Origin of the sequence: Thermopolyspora sp. NPDC052614 (genome assembly GCF_040678635.1) — a bacterium.
Classification (GTDB): Bacteria; Actinomycetota; Actinomycetes; order Streptosporangiales; family Streptosporangiaceae; genus Thermopolyspora.
This window is the reverse complement of the sequence record NZ_JBFATZ010000003.1, coordinates 613,109-633,652: the sequence shown is the minus strand read 5'-3', so window position 1 is coordinate 633,652 and position 20,544 is coordinate 613,109. Positions and strand designations below refer to the sequence as shown.

Here is a 20,544-nt window from a genome sequence, read left to right as displayed (position 1 = left end):
ACGGGAGGCCCTTCGTGGGCGACATCCTCGCGCGCCGGGAATCCGGCACGCTCATCATCACGATCTCCGCTCCCGAGCGGCTCAACGCCTGGACCAGGGCGATGCGCGCGGACCTCGCCGCCGCGCTGACGGACGCGGCGGCCGACCCTGACGTGTCCGCCGTCGTGATCACCGGCGACGGTTCGGCGTTCTGCGCGGGCCAGGACTTCAACGAGGTCGTCACCTGGGGCTCGGACACGGAGTGGATCAGCGAGATCCACGACCTGTACCGCCGGGTGCTGACGTCGCCCAAGCCGTCCGTCGCCGCGGTCAACGGCGTGGCGGCCGGCTCGGGACTGCAGTTCGCCCTGCTGTGCGACTACCGAGTGGCGTCACGGGACGCTCGCATGGGGCAGACGGAGGTGCGCTGGGGCATGGCCAGCGTCACCGGCACGTGGCTGCTGGAGGAGGTCGTCGGCCCGCTGCGCGCCCGGACGCTGGCGCTGAGCGCCGAGTTGCTCCCGGCGGATCGACTGCTCGCCGAGGGGATCGTCGACGCCGTCGCCGAACCGGACCGGGTGCTCGATGCCGCGCTGGCCCAGGCGTCGCTGCTGGCGTCCTATCCGGCGGCCTCCTTCGCCGCGACCAAGCAGTGGTGTTACGAACGGCTGCGGCCCCGCCTCGACCAGGCCTTCGCCGACGCCCACGTGCTGCACCACGAGGTCTTCGCGGCGGGCGTGTCCCGCGCCGGTGCCGAGAGGTTCCTCGCCCGCCACGAATCCCGGACCGCATCGCCTACCAAATAGCGGACAAGGCAGCGGACAAGATTAGGAGCAGATCATGTGGGACCAGAACCCTCCGCAGGCCCTGGTGATGTCGCCGGGCCGCCGCTACTACGGCATCGACATCGGCGTCCTCGTCCTGGACGCGGAAGTGCCCCGGCCGGTCGGGGATCTCGGCAACGCGCGCACGTTCGATTTCCCGGTGCTGTATCACACGGTGACCGGTGCCGACCCGGAGCTGATCGTCGAGCGGGACCCCCACGCGCTGCTGGAGTCGTTCCGCCGGGCCGCCGCCGAACTGGTCCGCAGCGGAGTCGCGGGCATCGTGACGACCTGCGGCTTCCTCGCCTCGATCCAGCCGGAGCTCGCGGCCGACCTCCCCGTTCCGATCATGACGTCCAGCCTGATGCAGATCCCGGCGGCGCTGCGATCGGTGGGCGCGGACCGGCGGCTGGCGGTCGTCACGGCCAACGCGCGTACGTTGGGCGACGCGCACTTCCGGGGCGCCGGCGTCACCCCCGCCGAGCGGGAACGTCTCACGCTGGTCGGCGTGGAGGACTGCGAGCTGCTCTACCCGCACCTGATGAATCGCTCGCCCGGACCGCTGGACGTCGCGGGTGTGACCGCGGAACTCGTCGAGCGATGCGCACAAGCGGTGGCCCGTGATCCGCAGATCGCCGGGTTCGTCTTTGAATGCGTGAACCTGCCGCCGTACGCGGCGGCCGTGCGGGCCGCGACCGGGCTGCCCGTGTGGGACGCCGTGAGCATGACGGTGCAGCTCTGGCTGGCCGTCCGCCGGCCGTACTGAGCCCCGATTGACCGTTACCGAGGCAACGACCCCTGGAGGACTTCCTTCATGCTGACGAGAATCGAGGCGTTGGAGAAGATGGCCGCGAGCGACCCCGACCGGGTGTTCTGCGGCTTCGAGGGCGAGATCCTGACGCACGGCGCGTTCGTCGACCGTGTCGAACGGTGCGCCGCGGGCCTGCGGGAGCACGGCGTCCGCCCGGCGGACCGGGTCGCGGTGATGTTGCGCAACCATCTGGATCACATCGTCGTCGGGTACGCGCTGGCCTGGATCGGGGCGGTGCACGTCCCGGTCAGCATCCACCTCAAGCGAGCCGGGATAGCGTTGCAGCTCGATGACGTGCGACCGGCGGCGGTCATCGCGGAGGCCGACTTCGCTAAAGAGTTCGCGGGGGAGTTGGCCGAGGAGATCCTTGGCTCGTCGAACGGTTCCGAGCCATCCATGCGAACCTTCTGGCGTGGAGCAGGCCCCTTGGCCGACCGCGCCGGCGTACCGCTGGACGCGGTGCTGAAGAGCACGGCGCCCGGCTTCCGGCCCGAGCCGTACGACCTCGACCGCGAAGCCATGATCTCCTACACGTCGGGCACGACGGGACGTCCCAAGGGGGCCGTGCTCAACGAACGCTTCCTGCAGCTCGGCGCGGCGAGCGCCGCCGCCCTGGCGGAGGTGGACCGCGACGACACCCTGTTCCTCTGGGAGCCCTTCTACCACATCGCCGGCTGGATCACCGTCTACATGGCCGTCAACAGCGGCGCCCGGGTGGCGATGGTCGAGCGGTTCAGCGGGACGAGATGCTGGGACCAGATCCGCGCGTCCGGCGCGACCAAGCTGCACTATCTGGGAGGCGTGCTGAACATCCTGCTCGCGCAGCCGCCGCGTGACGACGACCGTGACAACCCGGTGACCATCGCCTGGGGGGCGGCGGCGCCGCGCGACCGGTGGCGCGAGTTCGAGCGGCGTTTCGGCGTCGAACTGCGTGAGGGATACGGCCTGACCGAGGCCGCGAACTTCGCGCTGCTCAATTTGGACGGACGGCCCGGCTCCATCGGCAGGCCGATCCCCGAGTTCGACGCCTGGATCGCCGACCCGACAGGGCGGGGCCCCGCCGCGCCAGGTCAGGTCGGTGAGATCATCTTGCGGCCGAAGAGGCCCGGGCTGACGATGGTGGGGTTCTTCGGTGACGAGGCCAAGACCCGCGAGACGCTCATGCACGGCATCGTCCGAACCGGGGACCTCGGTTACGTGGACGACGACGGCTACTTCTACTTCGCCGGCCGTGCCACCGACAGCCTGCGGCGACGGGGCGAGAACGTCTCCGCCTGGGAGGTCGAGCGCGTCGTCAACGAGTGCCCTGGCGTGGCCGACAGCGCCGTCATCGCCGTCCCGTCGCCGCTCGGCGAGGACGACATCAAACTCGTGGTCCGCACCGCCGAACCTCACACGCTCACCGCCGCGCGGGTCTACGACTGGTGCGCGGAACGACTCGCCTACTATCAGGTGCCGCGCTACATCGAACTGGTTCGCGAGTTGCCGTACGGACCCACGCAGCGGGTGCGCAAGAGCGGGCTGTCCCGCTCGGTGGAGGGCCTCTTCGACGCCGAGGCCCGGTACGAGGCCCGAGGCCCGGTAGCGTACCGACGCCGATCAGGCCTGGGCGGGCGTGAGCGTCTCGGCCGCGCCGCGCCGCCTCCGGACGAGGGCGTCCACGGACCAGGCGCCCGGGCCGAGCACGGCGATGAGGAAGAACGACCAGCAGAACAGGGCGGGGAGCTCGCCGCCGTTGGACATCGGGAACAGGTCCTTGGGCGCGTGGACGACGAAGTACGCGTACGCCATCGAGCCGGAGCACAGCAGCGCGCTGACGCGGGTGAACAGGCCGGCGAGGACGAGCCCGCCGAAGACGAGCTGGATGGCGCCGGCCCACCAGCTCGGCCATACGCCGAACGGGACCGCCTGGCCGGTGCCGCGAGCGCCGCCGAGCACGCCGAAGATGGACGCGAGTCCGTGGCAGAAGAACAACAGGCCCGTCACCATGCGGAAGAGCGAGAGGACGGGAGCGCTGATCTGGTCGAATTTCATGTGTCACCTCATGATCTCGTGGCGGCCCCACGGCGCGCGCGCCGAAGGTCGCCGGGGTGGGCGGAGTCGCCGGATGACATGCGCCGGAGAACCGGCGCCGAACTGAAACCGTGATGATCAGTTGGTCGTGCCGTGAACGCATACCGCAGCGGACCGACGAGGTGAGGGCGCTGTCATTCTGCTCGTCCCGTGATGTCCTTGGCCGTGGGACCGCGCGGGGCGAAGGTCGTGCGAGCTCGGGGACCAGCATCGTCGCTGGTCTGAGGTGCGATCGCGCCATGGCCATGGCGGCCCGGCCGGTTCGCCGGTGGGCGGGGCCGGGTCGGCGTGGCAACAGATTGCTCGCAGGGGTGCGGGGAGTCAAGAGATGCTGTAATGAACAGAAGGGCAAAGCGGGACGTAGCGTGGTGTGAGGGCGGGAAGTGCCCTCTGACCTGCCATTACTTCTTTTTCTTGGCCGCCGTCCCGCGCCTGACTACCGCCGGTGTGCCGAAACATTCATGCCGGCCCCGGCTCGTCGCGCCCGGGGACGTGGTGACGGCCGATGGGGATGATCATGGGGGTGCCGCTCACCGGGTCGCTGGTGACCTTGCACCGCAGGCCGAAGACGTCCTCCACGGTGGCCTCGGTGATGACCTCGGCGGGCGTGCCCTCGGCGGCGATGCGGCCCGCCTTCATGGCGATGACGTGGTCGGCGTAACGGCACGCCTGGTTCAGATCGTGCAGGACCATCACGATCGTACGGCTCTCGCGCCGGTTCAAATCCATGATCAGATCCAGCACGTCGAGCTGATGCGCGAGATCGAGATAGGTCGTCGGCTCGTCGAGCAGCAGCACCGGCGTGCCCTGGGCGACGGCCATGGCGATCCACGCGCGCTGCCGCTGCCCGCCGGACAGCTCGTCCACCGCCCGGTGCGCGAGGTCGGACATCCCGGTCGCGGCCAGCGCCGCGTGCACCGCCTCCTGGTCGGCCTTGGACCACTGCCGCCACCACGTCTGATGCGGCGAGCGCCCCCGGTTCACCAGATCGAGCACGGTGAGCCCCTCGGGGGCGACCGGGCTCTGCGGCAGGATCCCCAGCCGCCGCGCCAGCTCCCTGCTCGGGATCGACTGCAGCGCCCGCCCGTCGAGGTGCACGGCCCCCCGGCGCGGCGCGAGCAGCCGGGCCAGCGCCCGCAGCAGGGTGGACTTCCCGCAGGCGTTCGCGCCGACGATCGCGGTGATGCGTCCGGGCGGGACGAGCAGGTCGAGGTCCTCGACGACGAGACGGTCCTCGTAGGCGAGGTGCAGGCCGGTGGCCCGCAGCTCGGGTTCGGTGCCGGGCATCGGCGTCAGCCTCCTGATCCCGCGCGGTTGGTACGGATGAGCAGCCACAGCAGGACCGGCGCGCCGAGGACGCCGGTGACGACCCCGACCGGCAGCTCCATCTCGGCGATGAGCGTCCGCGCGATGAGGTCGCCGACGAGCACGATCACGGCGCCGGTCAGGCCCGAGGCGATCGGCGGCGGCCAGGCCGTACGGGCGAGCCGCTGGGCGATCTGCGGGGCGGCGAGCGCCACGAACGCGACCGGGCCCGCCGCCGCGGTGCCGAAGGCCACCAGCCCGACCCCGGCGATCAGCAGGGCGAAGCGGACCAGCTGCACCCGGGTGCCGAGCCCGACGGCGACCTCGTCGCCGAGCTGCAGCGTGCGCATCAGCCTGCCCAGCCCCAGCACCGCCGGGACCAGCACCGCCATCGCGTACGCCAGCGGCACCGCCGCGTCCCAGTCCCGCCCGTTGAGGTTGCCCACGAGCCAGCCGAGCGCGGCCTGCGCCTGGAACCGCGCCCCCACGGCCACCAGGTAGTCGGTGGCGCTGGTGCACACCCAGGACACCCCGATGCCGACCAGGATGATCCGGTAGCCGGTGGTGCCGCGCCGCCAGGCCAGCGCGTACACCAGCAGCGCCGTCGCCAGGCACCCCAGCAGGCCGAACGCCTGCAGCCCGAGCGTGGCGTCGAACCCCAGCACGATCGCGGCGGTGACCGCCGTGCCCGCCCCCTGCGTCAGGCCGATCATGTCGGGGCCGGCCAGCGGGTTGCGGGTCATCGTCTGGAACACCGCGCCGGAGATCCCGAACGCCACGCCCACGAGCAGCCCGACCGCGGCGCGCGGCAGCCGCAGCTCGCGTACGACCACGAGCGTGCCGGGATCGCCCGAGCCGCCCAGCGCCGCCATCACCTCGCCCAGCCCGATCGGATAGTCGCCGATCGTCACATTCCAGCTCAGCGTCAGGAAGGCGACGACGGCCAGCGCCGCCGACACGGCGATCAGGCGCGGGCGCACGAACCCCGAGAACGGCGGCATCCGGAAGTACGGCGGCGACCAGACGGCGGTGCGGACGTCCGTGCGCGACATGGTCACACCTCCGCGAGCCGTCGCCGCCGGACCATGGCGATGAAGAACGGCCCGCCGATGAAGGCGATGATGACCCCGGCCTGGATCTCCACGGGCCGCGCGACCAGCCGCCCGGCGATGTCGGCGGCGAGCAGCAGGCACGGCGCGAGCAGCGCCGACAGCGGCAGCAGCCACCGATGGTCGGGCCCGATCCCGGCCGCCTGCGCCAAGGCCCGCGCGACGTGCGGCACCACCAGGCCGACGAACACCAGCGGCCCGACGGCCGCCACCGCGGTCCCGGTCAGCAGCATGATCGCGAGCACGCCCTGGAACCGCACGAGGCCGAGCCGACGGCCCAGCGCGGCGGCGACGTCGTCGCCGAGGGCGAGGCTGTTGAGCGCGGGGGCGCAGGCGAACGCCAGCGCCGCGCCCACGGCCAGCAGCGGCAGGATCCCCAGCACCACCTCGCCGTTCTGGTCGGCGAGGGAGCCCGCCGACCAGAACCGGTAGCGGTTGAGCGCCTCGGGGTCGGTGAGCACGATCGCGCTGGTGATCGAGGACAGCAGCGCGGTCACCGCGACCCCGGCGAGCGCCAGCTTCACCGGGGTCAGCCCGGAGCGCCCCAGCCGGCCAAGCGCGTACACCACGACGCTCGCGATCAGCGCCCCGGCCAGCGCGAACCAGATCGACCCGAACAGCGTCCGCACCCCGAGCCACGCGACGGCGACGACGATCGCGAACGCGGCCCCGGCGCTCACCCCGAGCAGCCCCGGGTCCGCGAGCGGGTTGCGGGTCAGCGCCTGCATGAGCGCGCCGGACAGCCCGAGGGCCGCGCCCACCGCCAGCCCCAGCGCCGTGCGCGGCCCGCGCGCCGACCACACGATGTTGTCCACCTGCGCGCTTTCCGGCTGGCCGGTCAGCGCCCCGATCACCTGGCCGGGGGAGATGCTCGCGGCGCCCAGTGCGATCGACAGCAGGCAGGCGAGCACGAGCGCCGCGCCGATCAGCGTCAGGAGCAGCACGGGGCCGAGCACCGTGCGTCGGCCCGCCGCCGAGGCGTCCGTCGGCGTCAGGGTGTCCATCGGCGTCAGGACACCGCCTCCACCTGGGTGGCCGGGTCGCCGTCCACGGCGTCGGCGAGCTGGGGCACCAGCCGGTCGAGCAGGTACGGCAGGCTGAGCACGGTGACGAACGAGAACGCCGCCCCGTGGTGGGTGCCCTCCCCGACGTACACCTCCCGGCCCTCCTTGACCACGCCGAGGTCCTTGTAGAGCGGGTCCTCGCGCAGGGCGGCGCTGTCCTTGGCGATGTCGGGGACGGTCCACACGATGACGTCCTGGTCGAGCAGGTCACCGCGCTCCTTGCTGATGTTGGCCCCGAACCGGTTGCCGATGACCTTGTCCAGGTCGGCGGGCAGCTTGAAGCCGAGCGCGGCGAGCGTGCGCGAGCGCGGGTCCTGCGAGCCGTACACGAAGAACCCCTCGTACGGCGTGGCCACCACGCCGGTGGCCGCGGCGAACTCCGGATGCTTGGCGCGGGCCTGCGCGAACCTGTCCTCCACGCCCTTGACCAGTTTGTCGGCCTCGTCGGGCTTGCCGAGGACCTTGCCGACGATCCGGGTCTGCTCCTGCCACGGGATGCCGTAGTCGTTGTACGCGGCGGGCTGGGCGACCACGGGCGCGAACTTCGACAGCGCCTCGTACTGCTCCTTGGTCAGGCCCGAGTACAGCGCCAGGATGAGGTCCGGCTTCAGCGCGGCGATCTTCTCGATCTGCGGGCCGGTGCCGGTGTCGGTGAGCACGGTCGGCGTCGCGCCGCCGCCGAGCGCCTGCGTGGCCCACGGTCCGATCGCGCCCTTGAAGCCGCCGAACCACTCGGTGGTCGCCACCGGCACCTTGCCCAGGGCGAGCACGGCGTCCTGGTCGGTCAGCCCGACCGTGACGATGCGCTGGGGCTCGGCGGTGACGGTGGTGCTGCCGAACTTGTGCTCGACGGTCACCGGGTACGCCGCCGCGCCGCCCGAGGCGGCGCCGCCCGTTGGGGCGCCGGTCGCCGCCGGGGCGCCGCCGGAGCCGCACGCGACGAGCGTGGTGACCAGGAGCGCCACGGTGGCCAGCATCGCCGAGACGCGAACGCCTCGCACTGGACCTTGCGGCGAACCTTTCACGGTACGGAGCATCAGGGGGTCCTATCTCGTCCGGTTCCGCGCGACCGCGCATCCAAACTTAGGTAAGGCTACCCTGTGCTCGCGATCCGGACATAGGGCCCCCAGGTATGCGATATTTAGCTCGATTCAGCCGCCGAGGGTGGCCCCCCGGCCGAGCGGGCTGACGGTGCGGGCGTACACCGACAGCCATCCGCAGCCCGCCGAGGGCGGCGCCGCCGGGAGGGCGGCGCGGCGCTCGGCGAGCACGGCCTCCGGGACCTCCAGGTCGATCGTCCGCGCGTCCACGTCGACGCTGATGATGTCGCCGTCCTCGACCAGGCCCAGCGGGCCGCCGATCGCCCCCTCGGGGCTCACCTCGGCGACGACCAGTCCCTTGTTGACGAGCCCGGACATCTGGCCGTCGGTGACGACGGCGACCTCGGCGCCGAGGCCCGCGCCGTCGAGGGCGAAGATGAAGGCCGAGGTGAGGCCCATGCCCGGGGCGCCGCGCAGGCCAAGGCCGGTGAGGACGAGGACCTGGCCGGGGCGTACCTCCCCGGCGCGGATGGCGGCGATGCCCTCCTCGCGGGAGCGGAAGACCTTGGCGGGGCCGCGGAACCGGTGCGGCGCCTCGTCGGCGACGGTGCGTTTGACGATGGCGCCCTCGGGGGCGAGGGTGCCGCGCACGATGACGAGGCCGGGGTGGTGGGCGAGCGGGGCGTCCAGCGGGCGGATCACGTCCGACTCGGGCGGGGCGACCGACGCCAGGACCTCGCCGAGCGACGGCCCGGCGACCGTGCGGGCGTCGAGGTCGAGCAGCGGGGACAGGCGGTGCAGCAGGACGGCGGCGCCGCCCGCGTCCTCGAACTCGTCGATGCGGCGCTCGCCATTCGGCTTCACCGCGGTGAGCAGCGGGACCTTCGGGGCGAGCTCCTCGAACAGGGCGTAGACGTCGACGTCGCAGCCCGCCTCGACGGCCACGGCCTGCAGGTGCTTGAGCGCGTTGACCGAGCCGCTGATGGCGAGCACGGCCGTGACCGCGTTGCGGAAGGCGGCGGGGGTGAGGATGTCGCGGGGCCGCAGGTCCTCGGCGACCATCCGCACGATCCGGCGGCCCGCCTCGGCGACCGTCCGCCACATCTTCGGGCTGCGCGCGAGCACGGGGGTGCTGCCCGGCAGGGCCATGCCGAGCGCCTCGGCGGCGATGTGCATGGAGTTCGCGGTGCCCATCCCGGCGCAGACGCCGGGGCCGGTGATCGCGCAGCCGCTCATCTCGGCGAGGTCCTCGACGGTCATGCGCCCGGCGGCGACGTGACCGGCGTACAGGAACACGTCCTCGAAGTCGACGTGCTCCCCGCGGAAGACGCCGGACGGCTGGTAGCCGCACGCCACGACGATCGTCGGGATGTTGAGGCGGCCGGCCGCCATCATGTGGGCGGGGGTGGTCTTGTCGCAGGACGACAGGCAGACCATGCCGTCGAGCAGCGCGCCCTCGGCCGCCACCTCGATGTCGTTGACGATCAGGTCGCGGGTCGGCAGGATGTACCGCCCGGCCGCCCCCGCGCTGGTGATCGCGTCGCTGGGCGCGGCCGTGCGGATCTCGAATCCGATGCCCCCGGCCTCGCGGATCGCCTGCTTCAGCGGGCCCACGATCGAGTCCAGATGGCTGAAACAGCTCGCCAGGTCCGACGAGGTGTTGACGATCGCGATCTTGGGCTTCTCCATGTCCTCGGGGGTCAGCCCGAGGGCGGTCCACTGGGCGCGGCGCATGGCCCAGCGGGTGGTGCCCGGCTCGAAGTTGCTGCGCAGCGTCACGAGACCTCCCGGCCGAGGTAGACCCCGCCGCGTTCGAGCCTGGTCTGCAGCTCGGCGACGTCGATGTCCGCGCAGTCCACCCCGGCGTCGATCGCCATGCCGGCGGCGACGCCTGCCGCCTCGCCCATGGCGAAGCACGGGCCGGTCACCCGGGCGGCGGACTGGGCGTCGTGGGTCATCGACGCGCAGCGGCCGGTCACGTACAGGTTCCGCACGCCCAGTGGCAGCAGCATGCGGAACGGGAGCTGGTTGAAGCCGCGCGGGTTCTCGCCGCGCGGCCAGCGGAACTCGACGGTCCCGGCGACGTGCGCCTCGATCGGCCAGCCGTTCACGCCGATCGTGTCGGGGAAGTCGGCGCAGTCGCGCACGTCGCCCTCGGTGAGCCGGTAGCGGCCGATGACGCGGCGGGTCTCCCGGATGCCGATCTGCGGGGCGATGTCCACGATGTACGAGTCGCCGAATCCGGGGGTGTTGTCGCGGATGAAGGTGAAGGCGTCCAGCACCTGCTGGCGTCCCTGCAGCTCGCCGTGGGTGAGCTCGTCCACGTTCGTGCCGTCGATCGCGCCGCCGTCGGGGGTGCTGAGCTGGGTGAGGTTGGCCCGCCACTCCAGCGGGTTGCGCTGCGGGCGCACGATCGGCTTCTTGCGGGGGAACCGGTGGGTGCCGGCCCGCTCCGCCTCCTCCATGAGGCGCTCGACCGTGCGCCACGGCGCCTCGCCCGCCGCCGCGGCGTCCACGCCGTTGATGCGGAACATCAGCGACGGGTAGAGCATGCCGTTCAGCGCCGGGGCCTTCTCGAACGGCGCGCCCGCCCACCAGGCCACGTCGCCGTCGCCGGAGGCGTCGATGAACACCCGCCCCCGTACGGCCGCGCGGCCCGACTTGGACTCGATCAGCACCGCGTCGATGACGCCCTCGTCGGACATGCGCAGGCCGCAGGCGTAGGCGTGGAAGAGCAGCCGGGCGCCCGAGCCGACCACCAGCTCATCGGCGGCGATCTTGTAGCTGGAGATGTCGAACGCCTGGGCCAGGATGCCGTCGTTGATCGTCAGGTGCGGCGTGGACAGGCCGTCGAGCTTCTCCAGCCGGTCGAGCAACTCGTCGGCGAGGCCGTGGATGACCCGGCGGTGCTCGCCGTACACCTTGGCGTGCAGCCCGCAGAACGTGCTCAGGCCGCCCGCGGTGCCCGCGCCGCCGAGGAAGCCGTAGCGCTCCAGCAGGATCACCGAGTGCCCGGTGCGCGCCGCGGCGCTCGCCGCCATGATGCCTGCCGGTCCTCCGCCCACGACGACCACGTCGAACTCGCCGTACACGGGAGTCTCGCGGCTGGGCTCAATGATCGTTGCGGGCTTTTCCACGAGGGGGCCTTTCCTCACTCTCGTTCAGTGCGCGGTCGTGCTCTTCGGCAGCACGATGTGGTCGAGGGCGTACGGGGTGGGTTCGAGGGCGTCGGACATGATCGCCTGCATGACCGGGAGCGGCACCAGGCAGTCGGCGCAGGCGTCGGGCCCGGCCTCGATCCGCACGACGACCTTGTCCTGCGGGGTCAGCGACCAGTCGAGGGTGTAGCCGTCCGCGGCGAGCATCTCGCGGAAGCGTCCCAGGGCCTGGTCGATCCGGGGGTCCACGGCGGCGTCGGAAGCGCTCATGACAGATCCTTCACGGGAGCGATGGAGGGGGCGTCCCCTCGGGGGCCGAAGGTCTCGATGATGGTGGACACGCCGGCGTTGTTCGCGCCCGCGACGACCACGTTGATCGCGTCGGGGGAGGTGATGGCGGGCACCCGGTCGGGGGTGTCGCTCGCCGACGCCGCGTCGGGGATCGCGTCGGGGTGGTCGGCGGGGACCCGCCAGCGGGTCAGGCGGGAGATCGCGTCCTTGCCGACCGCGGCGAGCTCGGCGCGGCTGTTGACGGCCTTGTCGAACAGGAACCGCCGCAGGTCCGCCTTGCTCCACCCGGCGCCCGCGAACACCTGGGCGTGCTCGGGGCCGAGCACGAGCAGCCCGCCGTTGGTCTCGTGGATCAACGCCCCGGTACGGCGCAGCGTGTCGGCCAAATCCAGCCCCAGTTGTTCCGGGTCGCTGGTGTGCCGGGCCTCGATGTGGATGCACGAGCGGATCGTGTACCCGGTGACGGCGCTGTCGGCGGCGTCCAGGCCGTGCTCGACGTGGAAGGGCTCCCAGGGACTCTCCTCCTCGTTCTCGGCGATGCACGCCGAGTACTTGCCGAGCGTGGCCTGGGTGGCCTGGTCGAGCTGGTGCGGCCGCAGCCCGAACACGTTGATCGCGGTGAGCCGGATCGCCCGGCCGATCGTGGCGTTGGCGCGGAACCCCGAGCCGAACACGTTGCCCTTGCCGTTGAGCCCGATCCGGCCGCGGACCGGCCCGTTGACCAGCAGTAAGGGCGCGGTCCCGGTGGTGGACTGCCAGATGCCCTTGACCGGGTAGGGCTCCTTGCGGAGGGCGTCCCAGCCCGCGAGCACGACCGGGAAGTACTCCGGCAGGCAGCCGGCGAGACCGGCGTTGATGGCGGCCAGCCGTACGGTGAGGGACCGGTTGAGATGCGGCATCGTGAAGATGACCTCATCGGGGTCCCGGGAGGTGGTGGCGAGGAATTCGGCCAGGTAGGACTCGGTGACCGGGACGACCGGCAGGCCGTCGGTCCAGCCCTTGGCGGCGTAGAACTCCAGGACCGCGCGGATCTCCTCGGCGTCGGCCTCCGGAGTGTCGACCGTGATGCTCATATGTGGTTCGTCAGCCCCTTTGGGATGTGCCGTCAGGATTCGATGCCCAGGATGCGCTGGATGTCGGGGAGCACGTCGTCGACGCGCTCGCGGAGGCGGGCCTCGTCGAGGCTGGCGACCGGGTGGTGCACGGCCACGAACTCGTACCCGGCGAAGCCCTGGACCTGGGCCATGGCGCGGCCGGAGACCAGGAAGGAGTCCGAGACGATGGCGACGGCCGGGATGCCGGCGCGCTCGAACATGATGCCGTCGGCGACGGTGGCGGCGCTGCACGAGCCGCAGTCGCCCACGGCGGTGACGGCCACGTCGCATTCGTCGGCGATCCGCTTGAGGATGTCCTCGGTCATGGGGGTGCCGAAGTAGCTTTTGGCGTAGAGCCGGGCCTCGCCGGCGCCGTGGCGTTCGCGCAGCCGGTCGGCGACCTGGCGCAGCAGCACGGCCGCGTTGGGCTTGGTGTTGTCCAGCAGGCCGATGGTCAGCCCGCGCAGGCTGCCGGGTCGCGGAGCCAGGGTCGTGTCGGCGGCCTTCGCGTCAAAGCCGGTGGGATCGAGAAGTCTCTCGCGTACTGCCATGTCCCCGACGCCTCCAGAAAGGGATACCTCATCGCGTTTCAGCTAAGCATGACGCCAGACGGATGACAAGATTGTGCACAATATTGCCAGCTAAGTTATTGCCATCCTGCTCGCCATGCTCACGCCGTCAGCGACCCGGTGCGGCGTCCCGGTTGTGGAGTAGTTCTCGCAGGATATCGACGAGGTCCGGGGGTTCCACCGGCTCGGGCAGGGCCGCCACCTCGGCGGCGGAGAACCAGCCGAAGCCCAGAAACGTTCCCGACTCCTCCTCGGTCAGCGCGGCCGGCCGGACCGCCGGGCGGTCGCCGAAGCGGGCCAGGTAGAACGGCTCCACCTTGACGTAGTGCACGCCGAGCCAGTGGTAGTCCCGGCGTACCGGCGTCCACACGTCGAGCACGGCCTCGCCGGGCAGGCCGGTCTCCTCGGTCAGCTCGCGGCGGGCGGCCTGCAGCGGCGTCTCCCCGGGATCGAGGCCGCCGCCGGGCGGCTCCCAGAACACCACGCCGTGCACCGGGTCGTGCCAGCGCAGCAGCAACACGCGGTCGGTTCCGTCCACACACAGGACCCGGGCGGCGGGTCGATCGTCGGCCACCCGTCCATGGTGCGGCATGATGCACGTATGCGGGCCCGCCCAGTCACCCTCGACGCCCTGCTCGACGATCTGGCCGACCGCATCGCCGCGGCCCCGCCCGGCGCGTGGCGCCGGGTCGCCGTCGACGGCGCGCCGCCCACGGAGCCCGCGCGGCTCGCCGACGGGCTCGTCGATCCGCTGCGGGTCCGCGGGCGTCAAGTGCTGCGGGTCTCGGCCGGGGACTTCCTGCGCCCGGCGTCGCTGCGGCTGGAGCGGGGGCGTACCGACCCGGACGCCTTCTACGAGGACTGGCTGGACGTGGCCGCGCTGCGCCGGGAGGTGCTCGACCCGCTCGCCCCCGGCGGCACCGGCCGGGTGCTGCCCGCGCTGTGGAACGCCGCCACCGACCGCTCCTACCGCCGCCCCTACGTGGATCTGCCGCCGGGCGGGGTCGTGCTGGTGGACGGCACCCTGCTGCTCGGGCTCGGCCTGCCGTTCGACCTCGCCGCGCACCTGTGGCTCTCGCCGGGGGCGCTGGCCCGCCGTACGGCCGAGGCGGAGCGCTGGCGGCTGCCCGCCTACGACCGGTACGAGCGCGAGGTGGCCCCCGCCCGGGCCGCCGACGTCGCCGTGCGCGTCGACGACCCGCGCCACCCCGCGCTCATCACTCAGGCGGCCTGAGCCCTACCAGCCGACCGCGACCAGCAGGTGGCGGGGGTCGGCGTGGGACACGAAGGACGACTGGTCCGCCGAGTCGTCGTACGGGAATCCGTAGGCCAGGTTCCGGATCCCGTGGTCATGCCAGAACTTGGCGTAGTAGTTCGCGGGCGCGGCCCGGTAGAACCGGGCCGGGTCCGCCTGCTCGGCCGGCGACAGCCCGGCGACGTGCCGGTTCAGCGCGGCGCACAGCGTGGGGTTCTCCCGCAGCGGCCCCGAGCAGCCCGCGACCTCCTCGGTCGTGGCGTTGACCCCGTGCTGGGCGGCGTACGCGGTGAAGTAGTTCTGCTGCGCGCCGCCCGGCCGGAAGAGCGCGGAGTGGTGCGGCGCCGGGATGCGGTACGGGGCCTCGATCTGGCCGAGCTGCTTGAACTCGGCCGGGACCTCGTTGACGAACTTCTGGAACGTGGCCGACCGCGACTCCTGGAACGTGGGGTAGTCGTCGCCGACGACCACGTCGTAGCCGTCGTGGGCGCGCAGCCGCAGCGCGAGCTTCAGCCCGAACCCGTCCACCCGGGTGGTGTTGCCGTTGAAGTGGTCCGGGCCGACGGTGAACTCGATGAAGTCGAAGTACCGGCTGTTCGGCGAGCCGAGATAGAAGTACATGCGGCCCGCGGTGTTGGCCGGCATGTCGATGTAGGGCTGCTCGGCGATCGAGTGCGTCTGCCCGCCGAAGCTCCAGTAGACCTGCGAGTCGGGGTACTGCCCGTTGGTCCGGTTGAGCACCTTGACCATGAGGACGTTCTGGGCGGCGGGGATGGAGGACAGGTCGCCCCAGAAGGACTCCGGCGGCGTCGTCGGGTCGCCGACCCCGCCTCCCTCGGCGCGGACGACGAGGCTCCACAGCGAGTAGCCCCAGGGGGTGCCGCGGGAGGTGCCGTACACGCGCAGGTACCGCCCGGTGCCGGAGACGTCGAGGGTCTGGGTGCCGCCGGTGCCGTTCCCGGTGGAGTAGATCGTGGTCCAGGCGTTGGCGTCGGCGGAGACCTGGATCTGGAAGGCGCTGGCGTAGGCCGCCTCCCAGCTCAGCACGACCTGGCAGACGGTGCGGACCGAGCCGAGGTCGACGCGCAGCCACTGCGGGTCGCTGAACGCGCTCGACCAGCGCGTCGCGGGGTCGCCGTCCACCGCGGCGGAGGCGGGAAACGTCGCGTTCTCCACCGAGGAGGCGGTGGCGGGCCGGCCGCGCGCCACGTCGGCGGGGTCGCAGGCGGCGGCCGCCCGCGCCGGTACGGCGACGCCCGCCAGCGCCGCGACCAGCGCGATCACGGCGAGCATCACGGCGGGGACGGATGGCCGGGATGGTCGGGGGAGGGAGAGGGACGAACGAGTTGTCATCGTGTGGCTCCTGCGGATGGTGGGGGGTGACAAGGCACCGCGAGAGATCACTACACAAACGATCATCTACTCGTCAGTAGCTTCAGTCAACTCCCAACCGGGACGTGTCGCCATTTTCCGTTTTCCGGGTTCTTTTCGGGTTGCTCCTTGGGTGGCCTCGCCAGCAGGCTGAAATGGGTGCCCGAAGCGGCTGAAGGCCGCCCTGGCGAAGGAAAGTTCCGTGATCTTCGAACCGTTCTCGATTGGCGACGTCACATTCAAGAACCGCATCGTCCGCTCGTCCATCGGCGGCCGGATGGCGTATTATGACGGAACCGTCAACAATGCGTGGAAGAATTTCGAGCTGCGCTTCGCCAAAACGGGCGTGAGCGCCATCGTGTCGGCCACGCTCAACGTCAATCCCATCCGCTGGTCGCCGCTCGAATACCCGCAGATCAGCGACGACAAATTCGTCCCGCCGCTGCGCGAGGCGATCGCCGCCATCCAGGCCGAGGACTGCCGGTACATCATCCAGATCGGCGACGGCGGCTCGCACGTGCAGACCAGCCTCTTCAGCCAGCCCCAGGACGGCTACGGCCCCTCGCCGGGGTTCGATTTGCTGTACGGCTATCGCACCCGGCGTACCGAGATGACGGTCGCCGACATCGAGCAGACCGTGCACGAGTTCGGCCAGGCGGCCCGGCGCGTCCGCGAGACCGGCGCCGACGGCATCGAGATTACCGCCTCCAAGGGCTACCTGATCCACCAGTTCCTCAACCCGGCGATCAACCGCCGCCGCGACCGGTACGGCGGCTCGGTGGAGCGGCGCTTCCGGCTGCTGCGCGAGGTCGTCGAGGAGGTACGCCGGCGGGTCGGCGACGACTTCCTGCTCGGCGTGCGGATCTCCGCCCGGGACCGCAACCGCCTGCCGCTCAACCTCCGCTGGCCGATCACCTGGCCGCCGCGCACGTACCTTGAGGGCAACGACATCGGCGTGTACGCCCGCTACGCCAGGTGGCTGCGCGACCTCGGCGTCGACTACCTGCACGTCAGCAACGGATACGGCTTCATCAACCCGGGCGAGACGCCCGGCCGGTTCCCCATCGACGAGGCACGCCAGTTCGCCAACTCCACCCGCCACCTGTCGGCCAAGGCGGCTTTCCGCGCGGCGATCTTCAACGTGCTGCCCCGGCCGCTGCTCGACCGGATCATGAACATCGGGTGGACCACCGGCGAGGCGGCCAACCTGGACGACGCCCGGCGCCTGCGCGCGGAGTCCGGCCTCCCGGTGATCGCCAACGGCGGGTTCCAGCGCCGTTCCGTGGTCCAGGACGCGCTCGCCTCGGGCGCCTGCGACCTGGTCTCGATGGCCCGCCCCCTGCTCGCCAACCCGGACCTCGTCGAGCTGTTCCGGCGGGGCCGCGAGGCGCCCGACCGCCCGTGCACGCTCTGCAACCGGTGCGCGATGCGCACCACGCTGTTCCCGCTGGGCTGCTACGAACCCCTGCGCTTCGACTCCAGCGCCGACATGGAGGCGCAGATCCTCGACTGGTCGGCCCGGCCCGACGTCCCCGAGGCCCTGCCGTGGGAGCCCGCGGGCACGGCGCCCCCGCCCCGGACCGGTCAGGGCGAGAAGGCGTTCGCACGAGCGCCGTCCCGATGAATCACCCGGTCAATTACCGGATCAAATACCTATCAATCGCAATGCGAGGGGAAAGCGTGTTCACAAGGAGCGCCGAATGCGTAATCTGAAGAAGCCGGAGAGCCCGGTCACCGCGGCTCGCGAGGTGAGGTGGCACGAGCGCTATGTCGGCGGCAGCCCCGAGCGTGAGCGACTGATATTCGAGAAACTCGCCCGCGATCTCATGCTGGTACAGGCGAAGGTGAGGAAGGCCACCGGCGCCACGCACATCGAAAGGGCGTTCCAGGCGAAGACCATCCTCGCAGTCGAGAACGCCCGACTGCGGTTCCGCGACGACCTCCCCGCCGACCTGCGGGTCGGCTTCGCCCGTCCGGGCGCGGAGTACCAGGTGATCGTCCGGATGTCCAACGCCGCGCCCGCCCGCCGCCCGGACTACGAGCCCGACCTGCGCAGCACGGCCCTGCGCATCCAGGCCACCCCGGACCAGGCCCATGACCTGCTGATGACCAACTACCCGGTCTCGCACGCCCGCCATGCGCGCGAGCTCGTCGCGCTGGCGCAGGTCATGGCCGGCGCCACGACCACGAAGGCCAAGGCCCTCGCCCTGTACGTCAAGCTCCCCTTGGCGATCGGCTGGTCCGCCGCCGCCCGCATGCGCCGCAACCTGCTGACGTCGACGCGGCGCCCGGTCCGCAGCCTCGCGCTTGAGGGCTACTGGAGCCGCAGCGCGATCCTGTGGGGGGACGCGGGCCCGGTGCAGTACCAGCTCCGCCCCACCGCCCGCCCGCTGTCCGCGCCGCCGCCCTCCCGCACCGACCCCGACTACCTGCGCCACGAGCTGTCGGCCCGGCTGGCCGCGGACGACGTCGTCTTCCAGCTGTGCGTGCAGCGCTACGTGGACGCCCGCCGTACGCCCATCGAGGACGGCTCGGTGGAGTGGCGGGAGGAGGACACCCCGGTCATCCCGGTGGCGACGCTGACGATCCCCCGGCAGCCCCTCGCCGCCGCCGAGGCCCGCGCCGCCGAGCGGCGCGTCGAGGAACTGGTCTTCAACCCGTGGAACACCACCGAGGAGTTCCGCCCGCTCGGCAACCTCAACCGGTCGCGCAAGATCGCCTACGACGCCAGCGGCGCGCATCGCCAGGGCCGGCGCTTCGTGACGCCGGTGCCCCGCCGCAACGTCGTGGCGGGCGCGGCGGTGCGGGCCGTCTTCCGCGCCGTCAACCGGCGGGTGCCCTGGCACCGGCTCCCGGTGCCGCTCGGCCTGCTCAACCTCAACGCGCTGCGGCAGGCGCTGCGGCGCTACAACCTCATCGACACCGAGATCAGGGAGGCGCCGCCGCAGCCCCGCCGCGTCCCTCCGCCCATCGACGAGGAGCTGCGGGTCAGGCGCAGCTACGACGGCGGCTTCAACGACCTGTCCGCCCCGGCGACCGGCGCCATCGGCTCCGCCTTCGGCCGCAACCTCGCGCCGTCCTTCCGCCCCGATCTGTTCGACCGGCCGAACCCGGTGGTCGTGGGCAAGGCGCTGCTGGAGCGGGAGTCCTTCATCCCGGCGACGACGCTGAACGTCCTCGCCGCGGGCTGGATCCAGTTCCAGGTGCACGACTGGGTCAACCACAAGCGCTACCCGGCCGGGGGCAAGACCGTCGAGGTCCCGCTCCCACCGGGGATGACCTGGCGCAACACGCCCGGCGGCAAGCCCGAGCGGGTCATGCGGTTCGCCGACAACGAGGGCATCCACTTCGTCGCGGGCGACGAGCCGCCGATCCTGTTCGGCAACACCGCCTCCCACTGGTGGGACGGCTCCGAGGTGTACGGCCCGGACGAGACCGTCGCCAAGTCCCTGCGCGAGCCCGACGGCGGCGCGCGGCTGCGCCTGGAGCACGGCCACCTGCCCATAGGCCCCGACGGCGTCCCGCTGACCGGCTTCCGGGAGAACTGGTGGCTCGGCCTCAGCGCCATGCACACCCTGTTCGCCCGCGAGCACAACACGCTGTGCGACGCGCTGCGCGCCGAGTACCCCGCGATGGACGAGGACGCCGTCTACCACACCGCCCGGCTGATCGTCTCGGCGCTCATCGCCAAGATCCACACGGTGGAGTGGACGCCGGCGATCCTCGCCACCGAGGTGCTGAAGACCGGCCTGTACGCCAACTGGTACGGCCCGCCCGCGAACTGGCTGACCCGGCTGGGCCTGTGGCTGGTCGAGGAGAACGCGACCCGAGGCATCCGCGCGTCCCTGCCCGAGGACCACGGCACGCCGTACTCCCTCACCGAGGAGTTCGTCAGCGTCTACCGCATGCACCCGCTGATCCCGGACGACTACGTGATCGCCGAGCACGCCACCGGACGGCGGCTGCGGAACGTGACCCTGCCCGAGATCCGGGGCTCCGCCACCGAGACCGCGTTCCGGGAGTTCGGGCTGGTCAACTCGCTCTACTCGTTCGGCATCGCGCATCCGGGCGCGATCACCCTGCACAACTACCCGCGCGCGCTGCGGGCGTTCGATCGCGACGGCGAGATCATCGACCTGGCCGTCGTCGATCTCGTGCGCGACCGGCGCCGCGGCGTCCCGCGCTACAACGACTTCCGGGCGGGGCTGCGCCGCCCGCGCGTCACGCGCTTTGAGGAGATCACCACCGACCCGCGCAGCGTGGAGCGGCTCAAGGAGGTCTACCGCTCGGTCGACGAGGTCGACACCATGGTCGGGCTGCTGGCCGAGAACCCGCCCAAGGGCTTCGGGTTCAGCGACACCGCGTTCCGGGTGTTCATCCTCATGGCCACCCGCCGCCTGCAGTGCGACCGCTTCCTCACGGTCGACTACCGGCCGGAGATCTACACGCCGCTGGGCCTGGACTGGATCGAACGCAACGGCATGACCAGCATCATCCTGCGGCACTGCCCCGAGCTGGCGAACGTCCTGCCGCGTACGGCCAACGCGTTCGTCCCGTGGCGGCCGGTCCTGCCCGACGGCGCCAGGCGAGGCTGAGAGGCA

The 20,544-nt window shown here is 71.7% G+C and carries 17 protein-coding genes and 1 pseudogene; 6 read left to right on the top strand and 12 right to left on the bottom strand.

Annotation, left to right across the window (positions count from 1 at the left end; translation table 11 throughout):
- Nucleotides 1-14: 14 nt before the first annotated feature.
- From AB0K60_RS09450 to AB0K60_RS09440, 3 genes and pseudogenes are all read left to right on the top strand, one after another.
- Entirely contained in the window at nt 15-785 is a 771-nt protein-coding gene (locus tag AB0K60_RS09450; RefSeq protein WP_364050502.1) for an enoyl-CoA hydratase/isomerase family protein, read from the top strand.
- Nucleotides 786-819: 34 nt separating this feature from the next.
- On the top strand, nt 820-1,569 hold the full coding sequence (locus tag AB0K60_RS09445; RefSeq protein ID WP_364050499.1) for a hypothetical protein: 750 nt from the start codon (nt 820-822) through the stop codon (nt 1,567-1,569).
- 48 nt (nt 1,570-1,617) lie between these two features.
- Nucleotides 1,618-3,090, top strand: a pseudogene (locus AB0K60_RS09440) (AMP-binding protein); the annotation flags it as partial.
- 123 nt (nt 3,091-3,213) lie between these two features.
- Here AB0K60_RS09440 and AB0K60_RS09435 read toward each other — a convergent pair.
- From AB0K60_RS09435 to AB0K60_RS09385, 11 genes are all read right to left on the bottom strand, one after another.
- A complete protein-coding gene (locus tag AB0K60_RS09435) occupies nt 3,214-3,603 on the bottom strand; it encodes a DoxX family protein (protein WP_364050630.1) in 390 nt (129 codons plus the stop codon).
- A gap of 543 nt (nt 3,604-4,146) precedes the next feature.
- The gene (locus AB0K60_RS09430) at nt 4,147-4,974 is read right to left on the bottom strand and encodes an ABC transporter ATP-binding protein (RefSeq protein WP_364050496.1); all 828 of its coding nucleotides are present in this window, start codon (nt 4,972-4,974) and stop codon (nt 4,147-4,149) included.
- A gap of 5 nt (nt 4,975-4,979) precedes the next feature.
- A complete protein-coding gene (locus AB0K60_RS09425; RefSeq protein ID WP_364050493.1) occupies nt 4,980-6,044 on the bottom strand; it encodes an iron chelate uptake ABC transporter family permease subunit in 1,065 nt (354 codons plus the stop codon).
- Nucleotides 6,045-6,046: 2 nt separating this feature from the next.
- Entirely contained in the window at nt 6,047-7,105 is a 1,059-nt protein-coding gene (locus AB0K60_RS09420) for an iron chelate uptake ABC transporter family permease subunit (protein WP_364050490.1), read from the bottom strand.
- Nucleotides 7,106-7,110: 5 nt separating this feature from the next.
- A complete protein-coding gene (locus AB0K60_RS09415; RefSeq protein WP_364050487.1) occupies nt 7,111-8,142 on the bottom strand; it encodes an iron-siderophore ABC transporter substrate-binding protein in 1,032 nt (343 codons plus the stop codon).
- Nucleotides 8,143-8,316: 174 nt separating this feature from the next.
- The gene (ilvD, locus tag AB0K60_RS09410) at nt 8,317-9,984 is read right to left on the bottom strand and encodes a dihydroxy-acid dehydratase (protein WP_364050484.1); all 1,668 of its coding nucleotides are present in this window, start codon (nt 9,982-9,984) and stop codon (nt 8,317-8,319) included.
- Entirely contained in the window at nt 9,981-11,342 is a 1,362-nt protein-coding gene (locus AB0K60_RS09405) for an FAD-dependent oxidoreductase (protein ID WP_364050481.1), read from the bottom strand. Before AB0K60_RS09405 ends, ilvD begins: the two co-directional genes overlap by 4 nt.
- A gap of 24 nt (nt 11,343-11,366) precedes the next feature.
- On the bottom strand, nt 11,367-11,633 hold the full coding sequence (locus AB0K60_RS09400) for a hypothetical protein (RefSeq protein WP_364050478.1): 267 nt from the start codon (nt 11,631-11,633) through the stop codon (nt 11,367-11,369).
- Nucleotides 11,630-12,727, bottom strand: coding sequence for a hypothetical protein (locus AB0K60_RS09395; RefSeq protein WP_364050475.1), 1,098 nt, complete (start codon nt 12,725-12,727; stop codon nt 11,630-11,632). Before AB0K60_RS09395 ends, AB0K60_RS09400 begins: the two co-directional genes overlap by 4 nt.
- Nucleotides 12,728-12,759: 32 nt before the next feature.
- On the bottom strand, nt 12,760-13,299 hold the full coding sequence (locus AB0K60_RS09390; protein WP_364050472.1) for a UGSC family (seleno)protein: 540 nt from the start codon (nt 13,297-13,299) through the stop codon (nt 12,760-12,762).
- A 127-nt stretch (nt 13,300-13,426) separates the two neighbouring features.
- A complete protein-coding gene (locus tag AB0K60_RS09385; RefSeq protein ID WP_364050469.1) occupies nt 13,427-13,891 on the bottom strand; it encodes an NUDIX domain-containing protein in 465 nt (154 codons plus the stop codon).
- A gap of 27 nt (nt 13,892-13,918) precedes the next feature.
- Between AB0K60_RS09385 and AB0K60_RS09380 the strand changes: the two genes are divergently transcribed.
- Nucleotides 13,919-14,551: a uridine kinase gene (locus tag AB0K60_RS09380; RefSeq protein WP_364050466.1), complete on the top strand. Its 633-nt coding sequence runs from the start codon at nt 13,919-13,921 to the stop codon at nt 14,549-14,551.
- Nucleotides 14,552-14,554: 3 nt separating this feature from the next.
- Here AB0K60_RS09380 and AB0K60_RS09375 read toward each other — a convergent pair whose 3' ends face one another.
- Entirely contained in the window at nt 14,555-15,925 is a 1,371-nt protein-coding gene (locus AB0K60_RS09375; RefSeq protein WP_364050463.1) for a beta-1,3-glucanase family protein, read from the bottom strand.
- A 220-nt stretch (nt 15,926-16,145) separates the two neighbouring features.
- Between AB0K60_RS09375 and AB0K60_RS09370 the strand changes: the two genes are divergently transcribed.
- A complete protein-coding gene (locus tag AB0K60_RS09370) occupies nt 16,146-17,567 on the top strand; it encodes an NADH:flavin oxidoreductase (protein ID WP_364050460.1) in 1,422 nt (473 codons plus the stop codon).
- A gap of 76 nt (nt 17,568-17,643) precedes the next feature.
- Nucleotides 17,644-20,538 (top strand): peroxidase family protein, encoded by a 2,895-nt coding sequence (locus tag AB0K60_RS09365; RefSeq protein WP_364050457.1) that lies wholly within the window; start codon nt 17,644-17,646, stop codon nt 20,536-20,538.
- Nucleotides 20,539-20,544 lie beyond the last annotated feature (6 nt).

Coding starts and splice junctions, on each gene's coding strand:
- AB0K60_RS09375 (WP_364050463.1), bottom strand. CDS start 15,925: ATGACAACTCGTTCGTCCCTCTCCCTCCCCCGACCATCCCGGCCATCC.
- AB0K60_RS09380 (WP_364050466.1), top strand. CDS start 13,919: ATGCGGGCCCGCCCAGTCACCCTCGACGCCCTGCTCGACGATCTGGCC.
- AB0K60_RS09390 (WP_364050472.1), bottom strand. CDS start 13,299: ATGGCAGTACGCGAGAGACTTCTCGATCCCACCGGCTTTGACGCGAAG.
- AB0K60_RS09400 (WP_364050478.1), bottom strand. CDS start 11,633: ATGAGCGCTTCCGACGCCGCCGTGGACCCCCGGATCGACCAGGCCCTG.
- AB0K60_RS09365 (WP_364050457.1), top strand. CDS start 17,644: ATGCGTAATCTGAAGAAGCCGGAGAGCCCGGTCACCGCGGCTCGCGAG.
- AB0K60_RS09425 (WP_364050493.1), bottom strand. CDS start 6,044: ATGTCGCGCACGGACGTCCGCACCGCCGTCTGGTCGCCGCCGTACTTC.
- AB0K60_RS09435 (WP_364050630.1), bottom strand. CDS start 3,603: ATGGTGACGGGCCTGTTGTTCTTCTGCCACGGACTCGCGTCCATCTTC.
- AB0K60_RS09395 (WP_364050475.1), bottom strand. CDS start 12,727: ATGAGCATCACGGTCGACACTCCGGAGGCCGACGCCGAGGAGATCCGC.
- AB0K60_RS09415 (WP_364050487.1), bottom strand. CDS start 8,142: ATGCTGGCCACCGTGGCGCTCCTGGTCACCACGCTCGTCGCGTGCGGC.
- AB0K60_RS09445 (WP_364050499.1), top strand. CDS start 820: ATGTGGGACCAGAACCCTCCGCAGGCCCTGGTGATGTCGCCGGGCCGC.
- AB0K60_RS09420 (WP_364050490.1), bottom strand. CDS start 7,105: ATGGACACCCTGACGCCGACGGACGCCTCGGCGGCGGGCCGACGCACG.
- AB0K60_RS09430 (WP_364050496.1), bottom strand. CDS start 4,974: ATGCCCGGCACCGAACCCGAGCTGCGGGCCACCGGCCTGCACCTCGCC.